We start from the raw sequence: 16,570 nt of genomic DNA, 5'->3' as shown, positions 1-16,570 counted from the left end.
AGGTACACGGGTAAGACGCAAGATTGTGCGTCTCGCTTGGACCCGGAGTAGATTAATGACGTGCCTGGCCCCCTCGCTTCCGTCAAACGCATCGTGATTGGGCGCCCTTTTAGCTCCGATCGCCTTGCGCGCCAGCGTCTCCCCAAGCGCTTCGCGATCCCTTCGTTCGCAGCCGATACGGTTAGCGCCCTTGCGTATGCGCCGGACGAAATTATCCTCACCCTTGGACTTTCCGGGGCCGGACTCGCGACCTTAAGCCCGTGGGTGGGGCTCTCCATCGTCGCGGTCATGGCGATTGTCGTGGGTGCGCATCTTAATGTCATCCAAGAGTACCCCGGGGGTGGAAGCGACTTTGTCGTTGCACGCAAGAACCTCGGCGCTCATGCTGGGCGGCTTGCTGGAGCTGCGCTTGTGGCCGACTATGTGCTTACGGTGGCAGTTGCGACCTCGCAAGCGGGTGCGTACCTCGGTGGTGCAATTCCGGGGCTCGCCCCGTTTCAAACTGGCATCGCGATCGCGATTATTGCGCTTCTTACCCTCGTGAACCTCAGGGGTGCACGAGAGCTGGCACGGCTCGTGAGCCTGCCCGTATACGCCTTCACTGCGCTTATCGCACTGACGCTCGTGTGCGGCGCCACTGAGGCTTTGCACGGAACCCTGGGATTGTCACCGAATGCGGGGAGCAACCCTGGCCCAGGGGAGGGTGCGCCTGCCTCGCTCACACTTGTTGGGGGTTCGCTTGTCATGGCGAGAGCATTTTCAAGCGGTCTCCCGGTTGTTTCGGGCGTGAAGGCCATCACGAATACCGTTCCCGTTTTTCAACCTCCAAAAGCCCGCAATGCATGCATCACTCTCCTTGTTTCAGGAACGATGACCGCGGCGTTATTCATCGGCGTCATGTTTCTCGCGAGCGCTACGGGGGTCAGCATTTCGCCTCGCGAGGCTGGAGGAGCGCGGGTGAGTGAAGCTACCCCGGTTCTCGGGCAAATTTCCGAGGCGATTTTCGGGCGAGGATCCTTTATGTCCATCGCCATGCTTGCCATGGCAACTCTCGTGCTGTGCATCGCTGCAAACACGGCATTCACTGGACTACCGGTGCTGACCGCGGCGCTCGCGCGCAGCGGGTACGTGCCGCGTGTATTTGCCTCCAGAGGCGACAGGCTCGTGTATTCCAATGGGATCTTGCTGCTGGCCGTACTTGCCGTCATCGTTGTACTTGCTACGGGCGCCAACATTTCACTGCTGATCCACATGTACGTTGTCGGAGTCTTTACGACATTCGCGATCGGCCAGATCGGGATGTTCCGCCACTACTCGAAGAAACACCGCGTAGCTGCGCGGCTCAAGGAGCGCCAGTATTTTGCCCGCAAGCGTGCCGTGAGCATCGTTGCCGCCGCGTGCCTCACCGCGATTCTCGTGACGGTCGCGACCGCAAACTTCCTCCTGGGAGCGTGGGTGACGCTCACCGCTGTTGCACTCATGTGGGGAGCGATGACGATCGTCAGCCGCTACTACGCGCGAATCTTTTCGCGACTCGCCCTTGACCCCGACGAGGATCTTGGCCGTTGGCCGATCGCGGCACCTTCGCCGCTCGATGGCAAAGATCCCATGCGCGGCATCGTCCTGGTGACTCAGCTCAACCGCCCAGCGATCCGTGCAATTAAGAAAGCTATGGCATCGCCGCATCTTGGTCTCCAGGCCGTTGCCGTCAAAACCAACGATTCCGCAATCGACATGCTCAGCTCGGAATGGTTGCGGCGGAAAATCCCCATCCCTTTGCGAGTGCTCAACTCGCCATATCGGGATTTCCTCGCACCGCTCGATGATTACGTGCGATCTTTTACACGCACCTACCCTCGAGATGCCGTGGTTGTCTACATTCCGGAATTTGTCGTGGGACACTGGTGGGAGTCGATCATGCACAATCACGTGCTGAGGCGTGTCACCGCGCGGCTTTCACGATATGAGCGCGTCACGATATGCCCCGTCCCCTGGGATCTTGATAATCCTGAGCACGATGCGTCGATCGCGCCCGCCCCGAGTCCTGTCGTCAAGGAGACCACCCCATGACCCGTCCTGCATCCGAGCGTCCCGAAGAAGTCAAGGAGCTCGCAGGGGAGGGGCGGCTCATCACCGTCACGGTTGATAAGCCCGCCCATGGTGGAACCTTCGTTGCCAGGCACGACGGGCGTGTCGTATTTGTGAGAGGGGCATGCCCGGGCGAAACCGTCGTTGCTGAACTTCTTCCCGACTCGAGCACCAATGCGCGTTTTTGGCGCGCCGAAACCATCGAAGTGATCGAGGCCGGGCCAGATCGTGTACCGAGCGCGTGGCCCGAATCCGGGTATGAAGGTATTGGCGGAGCCGACTACGCGCATATCCGTATCGAAGCGCAGCGTCGCATCAAGACTGAAGTGCTCCAGGAACTCATGACGCGTGCGCGGATCGCGACATACCCGATTGAGGACATCCAGATTGAACCTGCTCGCGATGACCACACGGGTCTCGGCTGGCGCTCGCGTGTCCGTTTTTCCGTTGATCACGGCAAAGTCGGGATGCGGGGCTGGCGTTCCCACGAGATCCACGCTGTCGGTTCGAATCCTCTTGCCCACCCCTCGATTCAAAGCCTCGGCATAGGCGTGTGGACGGCGCCGAACGGTGTCGTTGCTGTTGATGTGGCTGCGCCGAGCGGAAGCGCCCCGGTGATGATCGTGCGCGCGGAGAAGGAACTGAGTCTCGAGGATCTCAACCTTCCAGCGGGCAGCGAGAAGGCGAGCGTTGTGCTCACCACGCGTTCGAGCACGACTATTCTGCGCGGTGACGACACGGTGCGCGAGATTGTCGGAGATGACGTCTACACCCTCTATGCGGGCGGATTCTGGCAAGTGCACATCGATGCGCCGCGCCTCCTTACGGCCGCCGTCGGAGATGCCTTGGAGGCGCACGAAGGCGAGCGAGTATGGGACCTTTACGGCGGTGCGGGTCTTTTCTCCGTGCCCGCCGCGCGCGCCGTGGGAACGCAAGGAGAGCTCGTCAGCGTCGAAGGAGCCGAGCGGGCGAGTGCGGATGCTGCCGCCAACCTTGCGGCGTACCCCCAGGCTGAAGCAGTCGCAGCAGACGTCCGCGACTTCCTTGCCGAGGCCTCCGAGGGGCCTGACCGCGTCATCATGGACCCACCCCGAGCCGGTGTCGGGGAAAAAGCCATGGCGCGCCTCACTGAGCTTACGCGCAAACGTATGGTCTACGTTTCGTGTGAGCCCTCCACCCTCGCGCGCGATTTGCGCATCGCTGAGCAAGAAGGCTGGGCGATCTCCGATTTCCAGGTTTTCGACCTTTACCCCCACACCCATCACATGGAATGCGTCGTGAAGCTCGAGAGAGCCGCGCGATAATTTTTGACAACGATCAACCGCACTTGCGATTGGAGCCACGATGAGCACGGTGAATTCTTTCGGCGCGAAGACCTCCTTGAGCGTCAACTCGCGTGAATACGAGATCTACGCACTTGACGCTGTTGAGGGGTACCGTCGGCTTCCCTACAGCCTCAAGGTTCTGCTCGAAAACCTTTTGCGTACGGAGGATGGCGAGAACATCACCGCCGCCCACGTTCAGGCTCTTGCGAACTGGGATCCGAAGGCCGAACCGAGCGAAGAAATTCAGTTCACGCCCGCGCGCGTGATCATGCAGGACTTCACGGGTGTGCCCTGCATCGTGGACCTTGCGACGATGCGCGAGGCGATGAGTGAGCTCGGCGGCGACCCCTCGAAGATTAACCCGCTTGCACCTGCGGAAATGGTGATCGACCACTCCGTTATGATTGACGTCGCTGGTCGAGTTGATGCGCTCCAGCTCAACATGGACCTCGAGTTCGAACGTAATCGAGAGAGGTATCAATTCCTCCGTTGGGGCCAGGGCGCCTTCGATGACTTCAAGGTCGTTCCGCCGGGCACGGGCATCGTGCACCAGGTCAACATCGAATACCTCGCCCGCACTGTCATGACTCGTGAGGTCGATGGTGTTTTGCGCGCCTACCCCGACTCGTGCGTCGGAACCGATTCGCACACGACGATGGTGAATGGCCTTGGCGTACTGGGCTGGGGAGTAGGCGGCATTGAAGCCGAAGCGGCGATGCTCGGCCAGCCCGTCTCGATGCTCATCCCGCGAGTTGTTGGCTTCAAGCTCACTGGCGAAATCCCTCCCGCGGCAACCGCGACCGATGTCGTTCTCACGATCACTGAGATGCTCCGAGAGCACGGTGTGGTCGGCAAGTTCGTCGAGTTCTATGGGGAGGGCGTCGCTCAGGTTCCGCTCGCGAACCGTGCCACTATCGGCAATATGAGCCCCGAGTTCGGCTCGACGGCCGCGATCTTCCCTATCGACGATGTCACTCTCGACTACCTTCGCCTCACAGGCCGAGACGAAGAGCACGTCGCTCTCGTTGAGGCATACGCGAAGCGCCAGGGGCTCTGGCATGACCCGAAGCGAGAAGCAGAGTATTCCGAATATCTCGAGCTCGATCTGGCAACCGTCGTCCCCTCGATCGCTGGACCGAAGCGCCCCCAGGACCGCATTGTGCTCACCGAAGCCAAGGAAAGTTTCGCTAAAGCCCTGCCCACCTACGCTCAAACCACTTCGAACCCGACCCCCGTCAAGGGTAGGGACTACGAAATTGACCACGGCATCGTCTCGATCGCCTCGATCACGTCGTGTACGAACACCTCGAACCCCTCGGTCATGATGGCCGCGGGCTTGCTCGCGAAGAATGCGGCCGAGCGCGGTCTCGTCGCGAAGCCCTGGGTCAAGACCTCGATGGCCCCCGGCTCGAAGGTCGTGACCGACTACTACGAGAAGGCTGGCCTCTGGCCATTCCTCGAGAAACTTGGTTTCCACCTCGTTGGCTACGGCTGCACGACCTGTATCGGGAACTCCGGCCCGCTTGCGCCTGAGATTTCCGAAGCCATTGCCGAGGGTGACCTCGCGGTCACTGCCGTTCTCTCGGGCAACCGCAACTTCGAGGGGCGTATCAACCCTGACGTCAAGATGAACTACTTGGCATCCCCGCCGCTTGTCATCGCCTACGCGCTTGCGGGAACGATGAATTTCGACTTTGACGCCGACCCGCTCGGGCAAGATGCCGAGGGCAACGACGTGTTCCTCCGCGACATTTGGCCGAACCCCGCGGAGGTCGAGCGCACCATCGCTGAGAACATTACGCAGGAGATGTTCGAGACTGACTACGCCGATGTATTCGCGGGCGATGAACGCTGGCGCAGGCTTGAGACTCCCTCCGGTGACACCTTCGCCTGGAGCAAAGAGTCGACCTACGTACGAAAGCCCCCGTATTTCGAGGGGATGGGCATGGAACTTCCCGAGATTTCCGATATTGAAGGCGCACGTGTACTCGTCAAGGTCGGCGATTCGACTACGACGGACCACATCTCGCCTGCGGGGGCGATCAAGGCCGATACCCCGGCCGGGCGGTACCTTCGCGAGAACGGTGTGGACCGCAAGGACTTCAACTCTTACGGCTCACGTCGCGGCAACCACGAAGTCATGATCCGTGGCACCTTTGCCAATATCCGCCTGAAAAACCTTCTCCTCGACGGCGTCGAGGGCGGCTATACAAAGAACTTCCTGACCGGCGAGCAAACGTTCATTTACGACGCCGCCCAGGATTACGCCGCCGCGGGTGTGCCGCTCGTCGTTCTTGCTGGCAAGGAGTACGGCACCGGTTCCTCGCGCGACTGGGCTGCGAAGGGCACTAAGCTCCTGGGCGTCCAGGCCGTCATCGCTGAAAGCTACGAGCGTATCCACCGGTCGAACCTCATTGGCATGGGGGTGCTTCCGCTCCAGTTCCCAGCGGGGGAGAACGCGGAAAGTCTCGGGCTTACCGGCGAAGAGACCTTCTCGATTGCGGGCGTGAGTGCACTCAATGATGGCGTGACGCCGAAGACGGTTGCGGTGCGCGCTAAGCGGGAAGGTACGGAGCCTGTCGAATTCGACGCGATCGTTCGCATCGACACTCCGGGCGAAGCAAACTACTTCCGTTCGGGCGGCATTCTTCAGTACGTTCTGCGCTCCCTCGCCCGGTAGAGGAGACCCACTCCGATCCACAGCCCGCGTGACAGTCGTTTCGCGGGCTGTGGCGTTTGAGGGAACGAAAAGGTGATCAGAAAACACGATCCATGTGGTTTTTGACCGTGATTAGGAAACGCCGGTTGGTGGCCGTTGGGAGATGTGTGCGGGGAGGTCCGACGACTGCCGCGCAACAAAATGCGGGTTGGTAGAGCAGTGATGTTCGCGCCGGCGAAGACGGAGGGGCCTAGCCTGGTAGCCCTATTTTTGGGTCGTGCTTGTCTTTACTCCCCAGCCAGTCGAAACCGAGTGCGCCCCGTATGCCACGAGCGCGAGCAGAAAAGATTCCGTGCGTTTCGCTACGTCAATCCGGGGGAGGGGGCGGGAAATAGAGAGGCTGCCTCGAAATGAGACAGCCTCTCTTTACCGTTCTGGGATCGGTCGTGAGATCATTCCGCCGGGATCTCGTGCTAGGAGGTGAAGTCCTTCTTGGTAGGCTTGTCGGCCTCAACCGCGGCCTCTGCCTTCGCTGCTTTATCGGCCTTGGCCTGAGCGTCCTTGAGGTCGTTCTCGGCCTTCAACGCGGTCTGGTTGTCAGCGCCGGCTTTCGACTCTGCTTCACCCACAACCTCGATCTGCCTATCGACCTTGGCCTGCTGCGCGGCGTGCTCCTTTTCGAGCTCAGGTGCGGCAGCTTCGGCCTCGGCGAGGTCAGCCTGAGCCTTGGAGGAGGCATCCTCGCTCTCGGTCTTCCGAATGTCTGCGTCGCCCTTAGCCTTCTTGGCGTCTTCGAGTTCCTGATTGCTCTGGTCGGCTTCGGCCTGTGCCGCGTCGACATTGGCCTGCGCTTCGCTGATGTCAGAATCGAGGTCCTTCAGCTGGTCAACCAACGGCTCATCCTCAAGAGCGGAAATGCGCTCGTCTACACCGTGGCGCACGCCCTTCGTGTAGTCGAGGCCGTCCTTGCCGCCTTCCCACTTGTCGTACTCGGTGGTGTTGCGATCGTCAACCGCGTGCGCGAGCTTCGTGCCGCCAGTGACCGCGATTGCACCCTCGGGTACGTACTCGCCGTCTAGACTATCGGGCATGCCCTTCGACTTCGGGACGACGGTGGTGGAGTTAGCCTCGTGGACATCGTCCTTGATGAAGAACATGTTCGTGCCATAGACCTGGCCGTCGTCACCCTTCGCAAGGCCCATACCAGCATGCGAGAAGGTCTCGTCAAGCATCTTCTTGTTGTGGTCATCCGACTTCTGCCACTGCTCGAACAGGGCATCGGCGCACTCGCCGACGGTCCCCATCTCCATGCTGCAGGTCACGGCGGCGATGTTCTCGCTGCTGTAGCCTTCTTCGTCCCTATTCGAGTGCGTGAAGTCCTTGCTCGTGGCCATGGTCGTCGACCAGCCTGCGGCCTTGTCGTTGAACACCGGCGCGTACACGAGTTCGTTCAGGCCGTTCTTCACGCGGTAGTCGTTCACGCGCTCCGCGAGGGCGTCGGAAAGGGCACGAAGCTGGTCTTCCGAATCCAGCTGTGCGAACTCGAGGTCGCTACGGGTCGCAATGTTCTCACGCTTATCGGAAAGCACTTCAAGCTGCTTGGTGGCCTGCTCGAGCTTACGATCGGCATCCTGCTTCTTCTTCTCGGCGTCGGTGACCTTCTTCTCAGCGGTCTCAACGTCGGAGGCGGCTTTCTCCGCTTCGACCTTCAGCTTCGCCGCGAGGTCGCGCTTCTGGGCGAGATCGCCAGTACCGGGCATGCCTGCCACGAGTTCGTCGAGCTTCGCCTTTTCTTCTTCGTACTTGCGCTGCGAAGCATCTGCCTTGTCACGTGCCGCCTCGACAGTGCGGCGCGCATCATCGAGGGCTCGGTTCGAACGCTCGGCCTCGCGGCGAGCGTTATCTCTGTCGCGCTTCCAGCTTGCGAGTGCGGAGTTGTAGCCCTTTTCATCAAAGGCTGCAATCGTGACGGTGCCGGAGTTGTGCGAGTTGCCGGGCTGTCCCGGTTTCGGGCTATCGGGCTTCGGAGCGGGGTTGCCCGAGTTGCCCGGCTTTGTGCCCCGCTTTGTGCCGGGTTCACCGGTCGTGGGCTTTCCAGCGTTGCCGCCGGACTTGCCGGGAGCGGGCTTCGGCTGTGCAGGCTTCGGTTCAGCCGGCTTCGGCTCTGCGTGATGTGGTTCGGCTGCCTGCGCGAGCGTATTGCCCGGGAATGGAGCCGGACCATTCGCAGGATCCTGTGCAGGCCGGATCGGTGCGTCGGACTCCCCGCGGGCTAGCGCGGTATCGGGCGTGATTTCGAACGTGGACTTCGACTTGCTGGAGTTGCGTCCTTGGGAATCGGCAGGGGCCCGCCCCGCGGTGAACTCCGATTCCGAATCCGTTTGGTTGCCACTGGGGCTGTTCTGATCAAGGTCGGTGCGAGGGCTCGAGTTCTGGCTCTGAACCCGTTTGTTCTGTCGCGCCCACCGCTGAGCGAGCGACTCGTTCGAGTGATCCTCTTCCTGCATTCCGGGGGCGGCCGCAGGGTTCGAACCCGAATCCGTGCCCCCGTGATCTTCCGAAGAGCTCGATGCGCTTGAGGAGGAGTCTGCTGAGGCCGACATGTTCGAAGACGGCGACGACGCGGCGTCATTGGATGCGCTGCCACCGGAGCACGAAGCGAGGAGTGAGAGGGAGAGTCCGAGGCCGAGGATCGGACCAAGCTTCTTACGGGGGAGGGGCATGGAGAATCTCTTTTCTGTACTCGTGAGTCTCGCCTGCGGCCTCGTCGTCTTTCGTCGAGGAGAGACATGAGGCAGGGGGCAGCGCGCTTACACCAGTTTCTAGCTAAACCGAAACGAATGATACCCACTGGCGATGTTTCGCGCGAGAGTAGGGGGCGACGAGGGCGTTACGAAAACGTGACATTGTCATGAACTTTTGCCCAGTAGAGATTAAAAAAGGGTCACACCTGGAGGTTCGAAGTTCGAGCGAGTGTGGCCTCCGTCGGAAATGGTCAACCTACGTGGCCAAGGAGCTCCACGAGGTCAGGCACTCAAACCCCCACAACCTCTATGGAATTCAGGAGAATTCAGCTGTTCGGGCCGTGACGATAATGGGGTCGTCCTTGGTGACGATGAGAGTGTGCTCGGCGTGAGCGCCCGTAGAACCGTCGCCGGATTCGACAGTCCACCCATCGCGTTCGGTAATACGCATGACATCAGTCGTAGGCGTGAGGAACGGCTCGACCGTGAGCGTCATCCCCTCGCGCAACCCTTGGCCAGAGCTGGGCGGGCCGTAGTTCGGAACGAATGGGGCCTCGTGCATAGTGCGCCCCACGCCGTGGCCACCAAATTGGTGGTTGATCGTGTAGCCGAGCGCAGCAGCGCGGGTCTCAACCGCGTGGCCAATATCGCCCACTGTATTACCTGCACGGGCCGCACCGATTCCTGCCCACATCACGCTTTCGGTATCGCGAATGAGCTTCACGTAATCCTCTCGCTGTTCCCCTACGACAATCGAGAGTGATGAATCGGCAACCCATCCTTCGAGTTCGACCGCGAAATCCATCGAGAGCAGATCCCCGTTTTCAAGAGCGCGGTCGTAGGGACGGCCGTGAAGCACCGCCTCATTCACGCTCAAGCAGATCACTTTTCCGAACGGCGATCCACCGAAACTTGGGTGGTAGTCGATATAGCACGACGTAGCGCCGGCCTCGCGGATCATGCGGTGGACTTCAGCGTCGATGTCGAGGAGGTTATCGCCCACGCTCACGGTGCGCTCGAGCGACGACAGAACTCCGGCGACAAACTCCCCCGCGGGGCGGATTTCCTCGGGACTTGGGTATCTCTTCGTGCGGAACAGGCTCACTGCTGCGCTTCCTTCGAGTGATCCTCGGGCGCCGTTCCCTCGCCGAGCGGGTGCCATGTAAACAAGCTCGCGCCAAGCCAAGCGATGCATGCCGAGAGGAGAGCCGCGCCGAGCATGTGTAAGCCCACGAGCACCTCGGGCAGCCCCGTGAAGTACTGGATGTAGCCGATCGCGCCCTGCAGGATCGTCACGACCGTGAGAGCGAGGAGGGGTTTCTTCGCACGGGAGTGTGCCTTCGTGATGAGGAGGACGATCACAACACCGAGAAGCAAGCCGCAAAACAGCCACACGAAGTCGGCGTGAAGCCACGCGATCTGCGCGGGGTTGAAGGGGAAGCGCTGTGGTGTGTTGGCATCGCCGGAATGGGGACCCGAGCCGGTTGTGAAGGTTCCGAGAAGCAGAACAGCGAACCCGACGGCGGCAAGCGGCCAGTACACGAACTGGGCACCTCGATTGACAGCGAGCCTCATGGCGTCATTGCCTTCGTAGAGCCGGTACACGAGAACAGTAGACGATGCCACGAGAATCGGCGAGACGATAAAGTGCACCGACACGAAGAGCGGGTGCAAGTGGAGGTAGACGACCACCATTCCCCACACCGCTTGAAAAATTGTGAGGATGAGGGGGACCCAAGCGAGGCGCATGAATCCCTTTCCCTTTCCTCTCAAGTGCCTGTATGTGGCTACGAGCACGAGAATCGCGAAGATCAAGAGGACGAGCGTGAGAGCTCGGTTACCGAACTCGATGAAGGGGCGAAGTCCCGACTCCGGGTGATACCGAGGAGTGAATTCGCCAGGCTCGCAGTGCGGCCACGAGGAGCAGCCAAGTCCCGACTTCGTAAGGCGCACGATGCCGCCCGTCACGATGATCCCGATTTGGCACGCGAGGTTGACCCAGAAGATTGCGAGGATTCGCCTTTGGCGAGACGGGGAAAGAGCGGAGAGCGGGAGTCCAGTCATGGGCACATTTTAGGGATGGCTCTGCGGAACAAGGATTTCAGGCGCTCGTCCATCGGAAGAATCTCACCGTGAGGGCACCGAAGAGGACAGCCCATAGTGCAAGAAGTACGAGCGTCCAGGCGTGGGGAGTGTTCCCGGAAAGCGCGGCAGAGAGTGCATGGGCCGCAGCCGCCGACGGCAGCAGAGCCACGACCGAAGACAGAGGTGCGGGAAAGCTCTCTGCCGGGATTGCGACCCCACCAATAGCGACGAAAAGAATGAAGAAGATATTCGAGAGCGCAAGCACGGCTTCGGTCCGGAGCGTTCCCGCGATCAAGAGACCAAGCGCCCCAAAGGCACCCGTCGCAAGGATCCACGTGGGTATGGACCACAGGATTTCTCCCACTTCGGGCCGCCATCCGAGGGCGACGGACACAGCGCCGAGAACGAGAATCTGGAGAACATGCACGAGTAGGAGCGCACCGAGCTTACCGAGCATGTACCCGCCACGGCCCAAGGGCGTGGTCGCGATCCAGCGAAGCACCCCATTTCGGCGATCAAAGCCTGTGGAGATTGCTTGCGAGGTGAGTGATGTGGCGATGATCGCCGTGACGGCCGTGGCGGCAACCGCATCTGACATCGAGGGGGAGTGGCCGCCGAAGAGTGCCGGGGAGACGGGAATGAACCGGAGGGCAAGAAGCACCAACATGGGCAGCATGAGCGCGACCATAAGCTGCTCCCCGTTGGTCAAAAGTGCGCGTGTCTCAAGCTTTGCGTGCGCACGAATACGCTTGTGAGCGCTTGCTGCTCGAGCGCCCCCACCTCGAGTCGCGTGTGAATCCTGAGCACTCACGTTCTCTCCTTCCTCGATGTTGCCGAGAGGGAAACGAGGATGTCCTCAAGCGAGGCAGGCCCGGAATTAATCGTGAGCTCGACACCGTGCGCATCTGCAGCATCCTGAACGGCGCGCTCGAATGACGCGAGTTCCTCTTGCGTTGATGCCGTTGCCGAAAGCTCGAGGGTAAGCGGAGAGTGTTCGCCGAGAGCACGTTCGACCTCGGCGAGGGTGCCGTCGGCCCTCACGACCCCATCGGCGATCACGATAATGCGATCCGCGAGTGAGGCGATGTCGTCAAGCGCGTGAGACGTGAGGATCACGGCGGCGCCCCGTTCTGCTTCCGCGCGGATGAGTTCTCGCGTGCGGCGTTTAACTGCGGCATCCATGCCGGCCGTGGGCTCGTCGAGGAAAAGGACATCCGGCACGCCAAGGAGCGAAAGCGCGAGACTTAGACGTTGGCGCTGCCCTCCGGATAGACGGCGAACGAGAGTTGACTCGAAAGCGTCGATGCCTAACTCGGTCGCGAGCGCGTGCCAATCTCGCGGGTTCGCGTAGAGAGAGGAGGCATAGGTGAGCAGCTGCTTCGGGGTGGCTCCAGATGTAAGACCCCCGTCCTGGAGCATAACTCCGATCCGCGCGCGGGTCTCGGCGTCGTGGGTGTGGGGGTCGCTTCCGAGGAGTCGGACTTCGCCACCGTCGACGCTGAGCAGGCCCGTCGCGCACGCGATTGTAGTGGATTTTCCCGCGCCGTTAGGGCCGAGAAGTGCGGTGATCTCGCCGAAATTCGCCGTAAGGCTTACGCACTCGCATGCCGTCACGGCCCCGAAGCGCTTCATGAGATTCGCAATTTCGAGGGCCGACGGTTGCGTAGCCTTCGGTGAAGGATTCGTCGTGGAGGTGTTCTCGCCCATGACTCTTCATCGTAGTGCTCCGGGAATGCTCGGGCAGGCAGGCGGGCAGTCCGACGGTCGCCTTGCCTTCAGCGTGTGGTGTGACTTACGCCGCGCCCCGGCGGGACTTAGGTAACCCTCCCTATCTTTTCGAAACTCACGGTTTGTAGAATCGCATCGTCCATCGTTTCGGCGAAAGGAGGATGCGGTGAATTCTCGCACTGATGCGCATGCATCAGATTCAACGCGCGAACGCCTCATCGAGGCCATCAGTATCGATGGCCCCATTGCCGCAGGGGACCTTGCCGAACGTTTTCACCTCACGGGCGCGGCCATCCGTCGGCACCTTTCGCAATTGCATGCCGAAGGAATCATTGAGGAAAAGGAAAGCCCCAACCGGCCGCGTGGCCGAGGGCGTCCCCGCAAGGAGTTCGTGCTAGCGGCCAAGTCTCCCGAAGATGATGTCAACTCGCGCGAATGCGAAAGTCTTGCGCTCCTCGCGATGAAGGAGCTTGAGCGCGCGGGTGGGCACGAAGCTCTCGTGGCGCTTGCGAAGGCTCGTACTTCAGAATGGGAGGCCGAGTTTGAAAGACGCTACGCACGCGAGAGTGCTCAGGGGAAAGTCGCTCCCGCAACGCGAGTGCGTCTCGTGATCGACCTTCTCAAAGAACTCGGCTACGCCGCATCGCTTCGACCCGTGACGGTCACGGTCGGTCCTGTTGGACGCGAAAGTGCGGCGACTCGAACACTGACGACCGTGCAGATGTGCCAAGGGCGCTGCCCTGTCCAAGACATAGCTGCTCAGCACCCGGAGCTGTGCGAAGTAGAGACGGCAGCTCTGTCTCGGATGCTCGGCGTCCCCGTCCAGCGCCTCGCCACGAGAGCGGCAGGCGCGCACGTGTGTACCACTCATTTGACCCCCGCCATGAGCGCGGCGATTGCCGAGTCCATGGCGGAAGGGGAACTTGCCTCGGATGTCACAACAGATTTGCTCACAGAAGGAAGGAAGCCATGACGACTGCACCAGAGCAGCTCAGTCAGGACGAGATCATCGCGTCGATAGGCAGCTATGAATACGGCTGGCACGACACGGACACGGCCGGCGCCACCGCTCAGCGAGGGCTGAGCGAGGACGTCGTACGTAATATCTCGCGCTTGAAGAACGAGCCCGAATGGATGCTTAAGCGCCGACTACGCGCGCTCTCGCTTTTCGAGAAGAAGCCGCTTCCCACGTGGGGCCCAGATTTGAGCGGCATCGACTTCGACAACATTAAGTATTTCGTGCGTTCGACCGAGGGTCAGGCCAAGAGCTGGGAAGATCTTCCCGAGGACATCAAGGCGACCTACGACCGCCTCGGTATCCCCGAAGCGGAGAAGGAGCGCCTCGTCGCAGGGGTTGCTGCCCAGTACGAGTCGGAAGTGGTCTACCACCAGATCCGCGAAGATCTCGAAAAGCAAGGCGTCATCTTCGTGGATACCGACACGGGTCTTCGCGACTACCCGGAGATCTTCGAGGAATACTTTGGCACGGTCATTCCCGCGGGCGACAACAAGTTCGCAGCACTCAATACCGCAGTGTGGTCGGGTGGCTCGTTTGTGTACGTCCCGAAGGGTGTCCACGTGGAGATTCCGCTTCAGGCCTACTTCCGTATCAACACGGAAAACATGGGGCAGTTTGAACGCACGCTCATCATCGCCGACGAAGGCTCGTACGTACACTACGTCGAGGGCTGCACGGCGCCGATCTACAAGTCGGATTCTCTGCACTCGGCCGTCGTCGAAATCGTCGTGAAGAAGGACGCCCGCGTGCGGTACACGACCATCCAGAACTGGTCGAACAACGTGTACAACCTCGTCACGAAGCGCACGACCGTCGAAGAAGGCGGCACGATGGAATGGGTCGATGGCAACATCGGCTCAAAGGTCACCATGAAGTACCCCGCTGTGTGGCTTCAGGGCGAGCACGCGCGCGGTGAGACCCTTTCGATCGCGTTCGCGGGTGAAGGCCAGCACCAGGACACGGGTTCGAAGATGGTGCACATGGCACCGCACACCTCGAGCTCGATCGTGTCGAAATCCGTCTCGCGCGGCGGTGGCCGCTCGTCGTACCGCGGTCTCGTTCAAGTCAACGACGGCGCGCACCACGCGGCTTCCAACGTGCTTTGCGATGCCCTTCTTGTCGATCAAATTTCTCGTACCGACACGTATCCGTATGTCGACGTTCGCGTCGACGATGTGCAGATGGGCCACGAGGCCACCGTGTCGAAGGTGAGCGAGGAGCAGCTGTTTTACCTCATGAGCCGCGGTCTCGAGGAGACCGAAGCTATGGCTATGATCGTGCGCGGCTTCATCGAGCCGATCGCGCGAGAGCTCCCCATGGAGTATGCGCTCGAGCTCAACCGCCTCATTGAACTGCAGATGGAAGGAGCCGTGGGTTAATGACCACGACGGATCATTCGAAGGCACAGCTCGAGCAGGAAGGCGTCACCCTTCCCGGGGAGCGAAGCGGTCTCCTCTCCCGCGCGACCCGCCATGCCGCTTTCGGCATCGAGAACCACGAGATTCCCACCGGTCGCGAGGAAGAGTGGCGCTTCGCGAGCCTCCGTCAGCTCGCCCCGCTTTTCGAAGCTCGTGACACCCACGTCGAAGAAAACGTCGTGAGCTACGAGGTCGAGTCCCCGGAGGGCATCGTCGTCGACTCGCTTGGTGAGAAAGAAGCTCCGCGCCACAAGGCGATCCTTCCCGAGGACCGCATTGCTGCAGCCGCCGCAGAGCTCACCGCAAACGCGCTCTATCTCAAGGCTTCGGCAAACGCGGAAGTCAGCGAGCCTGCGCGAGTTGAGGTCGCGGGACACGATGCATCGGTTGCAAGTCACGGTGAGATCGTGCTGCACACCGAAGCAAACGCGCGTGCAACGTATGTTCTCAACCACACGGGTTCAGCGCTCTACGCGCAAAACGTCGAGATGGTGCTCGATGAGGGCTCCGAGATGACCGTGATCGCGATCCAGGACTGGGCCGACGACGCCGTGCACGTCTCCACTCACGTCGCGAAGATTGGCAAGGACGCGCGCCTCAAGCACATCGTGGTCACGCTCGGCGGGAAGGCCGTGCGCGTCAACTCGACCGCAACTTTCGCGGGACCTGGCGGTGGGGTCGAGCAAGACGGCCTGTACTTCTCCGATGAAGGCCAACACCTCGAACACCGCCTGTTCGTGGATCACGCCGCGCCGAAGTGCACCTCCAACGTGCTGTACAAGGGCGCCCTCCAGGGGCGCGGTGCACGCAGCGTATGGGTGGGCGATGTACTCATCCGTAAGGAAGCAGAGGGCACCGAGACGTACGAGATGAACCGCAACCTCGTGCTCACCGAGGGTGCTCGCGCCGATTCTGTGCCGAATCTCGAGATTGAAACCGGCGAGATCGAAGGTGCGGGCCACGCCGCGGCGACGGGTCGTTTCGACGACGAGCAGCTGTTTTACCTCATGGCACGCGGCATCTCCGAAATCGAGGCGCGCCGCCTTGTCGTGCGCGGCTTCTTCCAGGAGCTCATCCAGAGAATCGATGTTCCGGAGGTGCGTGAATACCTCACGGAGCAGATCGAAGTTGAGCTGCAGCGGAGCATGAACTAAATGTCCACGGTACACGCGGTCGCATACCTCGATGACCTCGAGCCCGGAACGGTCATGGGCATCGAGGTCGAGGGGGTAGAGATCGCCCTCGCGCGCGACACGGATGGAACCGTGCATGCGCTCGGCGACCTTTGCACCCACCGCAGTGTCAATCTCTCCGATGGCGACGTCGAGGACGGCGCCCTGGAGTGTTGGAAGCACGGCAGCCAGTTCGACCTTCGCACTGGCGTGCCGCGGCAGCTTCCCGCGCATGTCGCAACCCCCGTCTATCCCGTCACTATTGACCAGGCGAGCGGCGCGATTAGCGTCTCGCTCGACCCCATCGAACTTTCCTGAACCGAAAGGAACACC

General features: G+C 61.1%; 12 protein-coding genes. 7 read left to right on the top strand and 5 right to left on the bottom strand.

Annotated elements, in window-relative coordinates:
- The first annotated feature begins 60 nt into the window (after positions 1-60).
- From M3B90_RS01245 to acnA, 3 genes are read left to right on the top strand one after another with little or no spacing between them, the layout of a single operon-like run.
- Positions 61-2,070, top strand: a complete 2,010-nt coding sequence (locus tag M3B90_RS01245) for an APC family permease (RefSeq protein ID WP_259888234.1) — start codon at positions 61-63, stop codon at positions 2,068-2,070.
- Positions 2,067-3,392, top strand: coding sequence for a class I SAM-dependent RNA methyltransferase (locus M3B90_RS01240; RefSeq protein ID WP_259888233.1), 1,326 nt, complete (start codon positions 2,067-2,069; stop codon positions 3,390-3,392). Before M3B90_RS01245 ends, M3B90_RS01240 begins: the two co-directional genes overlap by 4 nt.
- A 40-nt stretch (positions 3,393-3,432) precedes the next feature.
- A complete protein-coding gene (gene acnA / locus M3B90_RS01235) occupies positions 3,433-6,093 on the top strand; it encodes an aconitate hydratase AcnA (protein WP_259888232.1) in 2,661 nt (886 codons plus the stop codon).
- A gap of 452 nt (positions 6,094-6,545) precedes the next feature.
- On the opposite strand, the gene M3B90_RS01230 is transcribed toward acnA, so the two are convergent.
- The 5 genes from M3B90_RS01230 to M3B90_RS01210 all read right to left on the bottom strand — a co-directional run bounded on the left by M3B90_RS01230 (position 6,546) and on the right by M3B90_RS01210 (position 12,608).
- A complete protein-coding gene (locus M3B90_RS01230; protein ID WP_259888231.1) occupies positions 6,546-8,795 on the bottom strand; it encodes a CAP domain-containing protein in 2,250 nt (749 codons plus the stop codon).
- Between the two features lie 337 nt (positions 8,796-9,132).
- On the bottom strand, positions 9,133-9,921 hold the full coding sequence (gene map / locus M3B90_RS01225) for a type I methionyl aminopeptidase (RefSeq protein WP_259888230.1): 789 nt from the start codon (positions 9,919-9,921) through the stop codon (positions 9,133-9,135).
- Positions 9,918-10,880 carry a heme A synthase gene (locus M3B90_RS01220; RefSeq protein WP_259888229.1) on the bottom strand — a complete coding sequence of 321 codons (963 nt, stop codon included), beginning with the start codon at positions 10,878-10,880 and terminating at the stop codon, positions 9,918-9,920. Before M3B90_RS01220 ends, map begins: the two co-directional genes overlap by 4 nt.
- Before the next feature lie 37 nt (positions 10,881-10,917).
- Entirely contained in the window at positions 10,918-11,712 is a 795-nt protein-coding gene (locus M3B90_RS01215; protein WP_259888228.1) for an ABC transporter permease, read from the bottom strand.
- The gene (locus M3B90_RS01210) at positions 11,709-12,608 is read right to left on the bottom strand and encodes an ABC transporter ATP-binding protein (protein WP_259888227.1); all 900 of its coding nucleotides are present in this window, start codon (positions 12,606-12,608) and stop codon (positions 11,709-11,711) included. The genes M3B90_RS01215 and M3B90_RS01210 overlap by 4 nt, the downstream gene beginning before the upstream one ends.
- A gap of 187 nt (positions 12,609-12,795) precedes the next feature.
- On the opposite strand from M3B90_RS01210, the gene M3B90_RS01205 reads away from it, so the two are divergent.
- Genes M3B90_RS01205 through M3B90_RS01190 form a run of 4 tightly spaced genes read left to right on the top strand, consistent with a single transcriptional unit; the run spans position 12,796 to position 16,555 of the window.
- Positions 12,796-13,602: a metalloregulator ArsR/SmtB family transcription factor gene (locus M3B90_RS01205; protein WP_259888226.1), complete on the top strand. Its 807-nt coding sequence runs from the start codon at positions 12,796-12,798 to the stop codon at positions 13,600-13,602.
- On the top strand, positions 13,599-15,026 hold the full coding sequence (gene sufB, locus M3B90_RS01200; protein WP_259888225.1) for a Fe-S cluster assembly protein SufB: 1,428 nt from the start codon (positions 13,599-13,601) through the stop codon (positions 15,024-15,026). The genes M3B90_RS01205 and sufB overlap by 4 nt, the downstream gene beginning before the upstream one ends.
- On the top strand, positions 15,026-16,219 hold the full coding sequence (gene sufD, locus M3B90_RS01195; RefSeq protein ID WP_259888224.1) for a Fe-S cluster assembly protein SufD: 1,194 nt from the start codon (positions 15,026-15,028) through the stop codon (positions 16,217-16,219). Before sufB ends, sufD begins: the two co-directional genes overlap by 1 nt.
- A complete protein-coding gene (locus M3B90_RS01190) occupies positions 16,220-16,555 on the top strand; it encodes a non-heme iron oxygenase ferredoxin subunit (RefSeq protein ID WP_259888223.1) in 336 nt (111 codons plus the stop codon). It abuts the gene before it with no gap.
- Positions 16,556-16,570 lie beyond the last annotated feature (15 nt).

Source organism: Dermabacter sp. p3-SID358, assembly GCF_025147465.1.
GTDB lineage: Bacteria > Actinomycetota > Actinomycetes > Actinomycetales > Dermabacteraceae > Dermabacter.
Note: the sequence above shows the minus strand (reverse complement) of the source record. Positions and strands in the feature narration are given on the sequence as shown.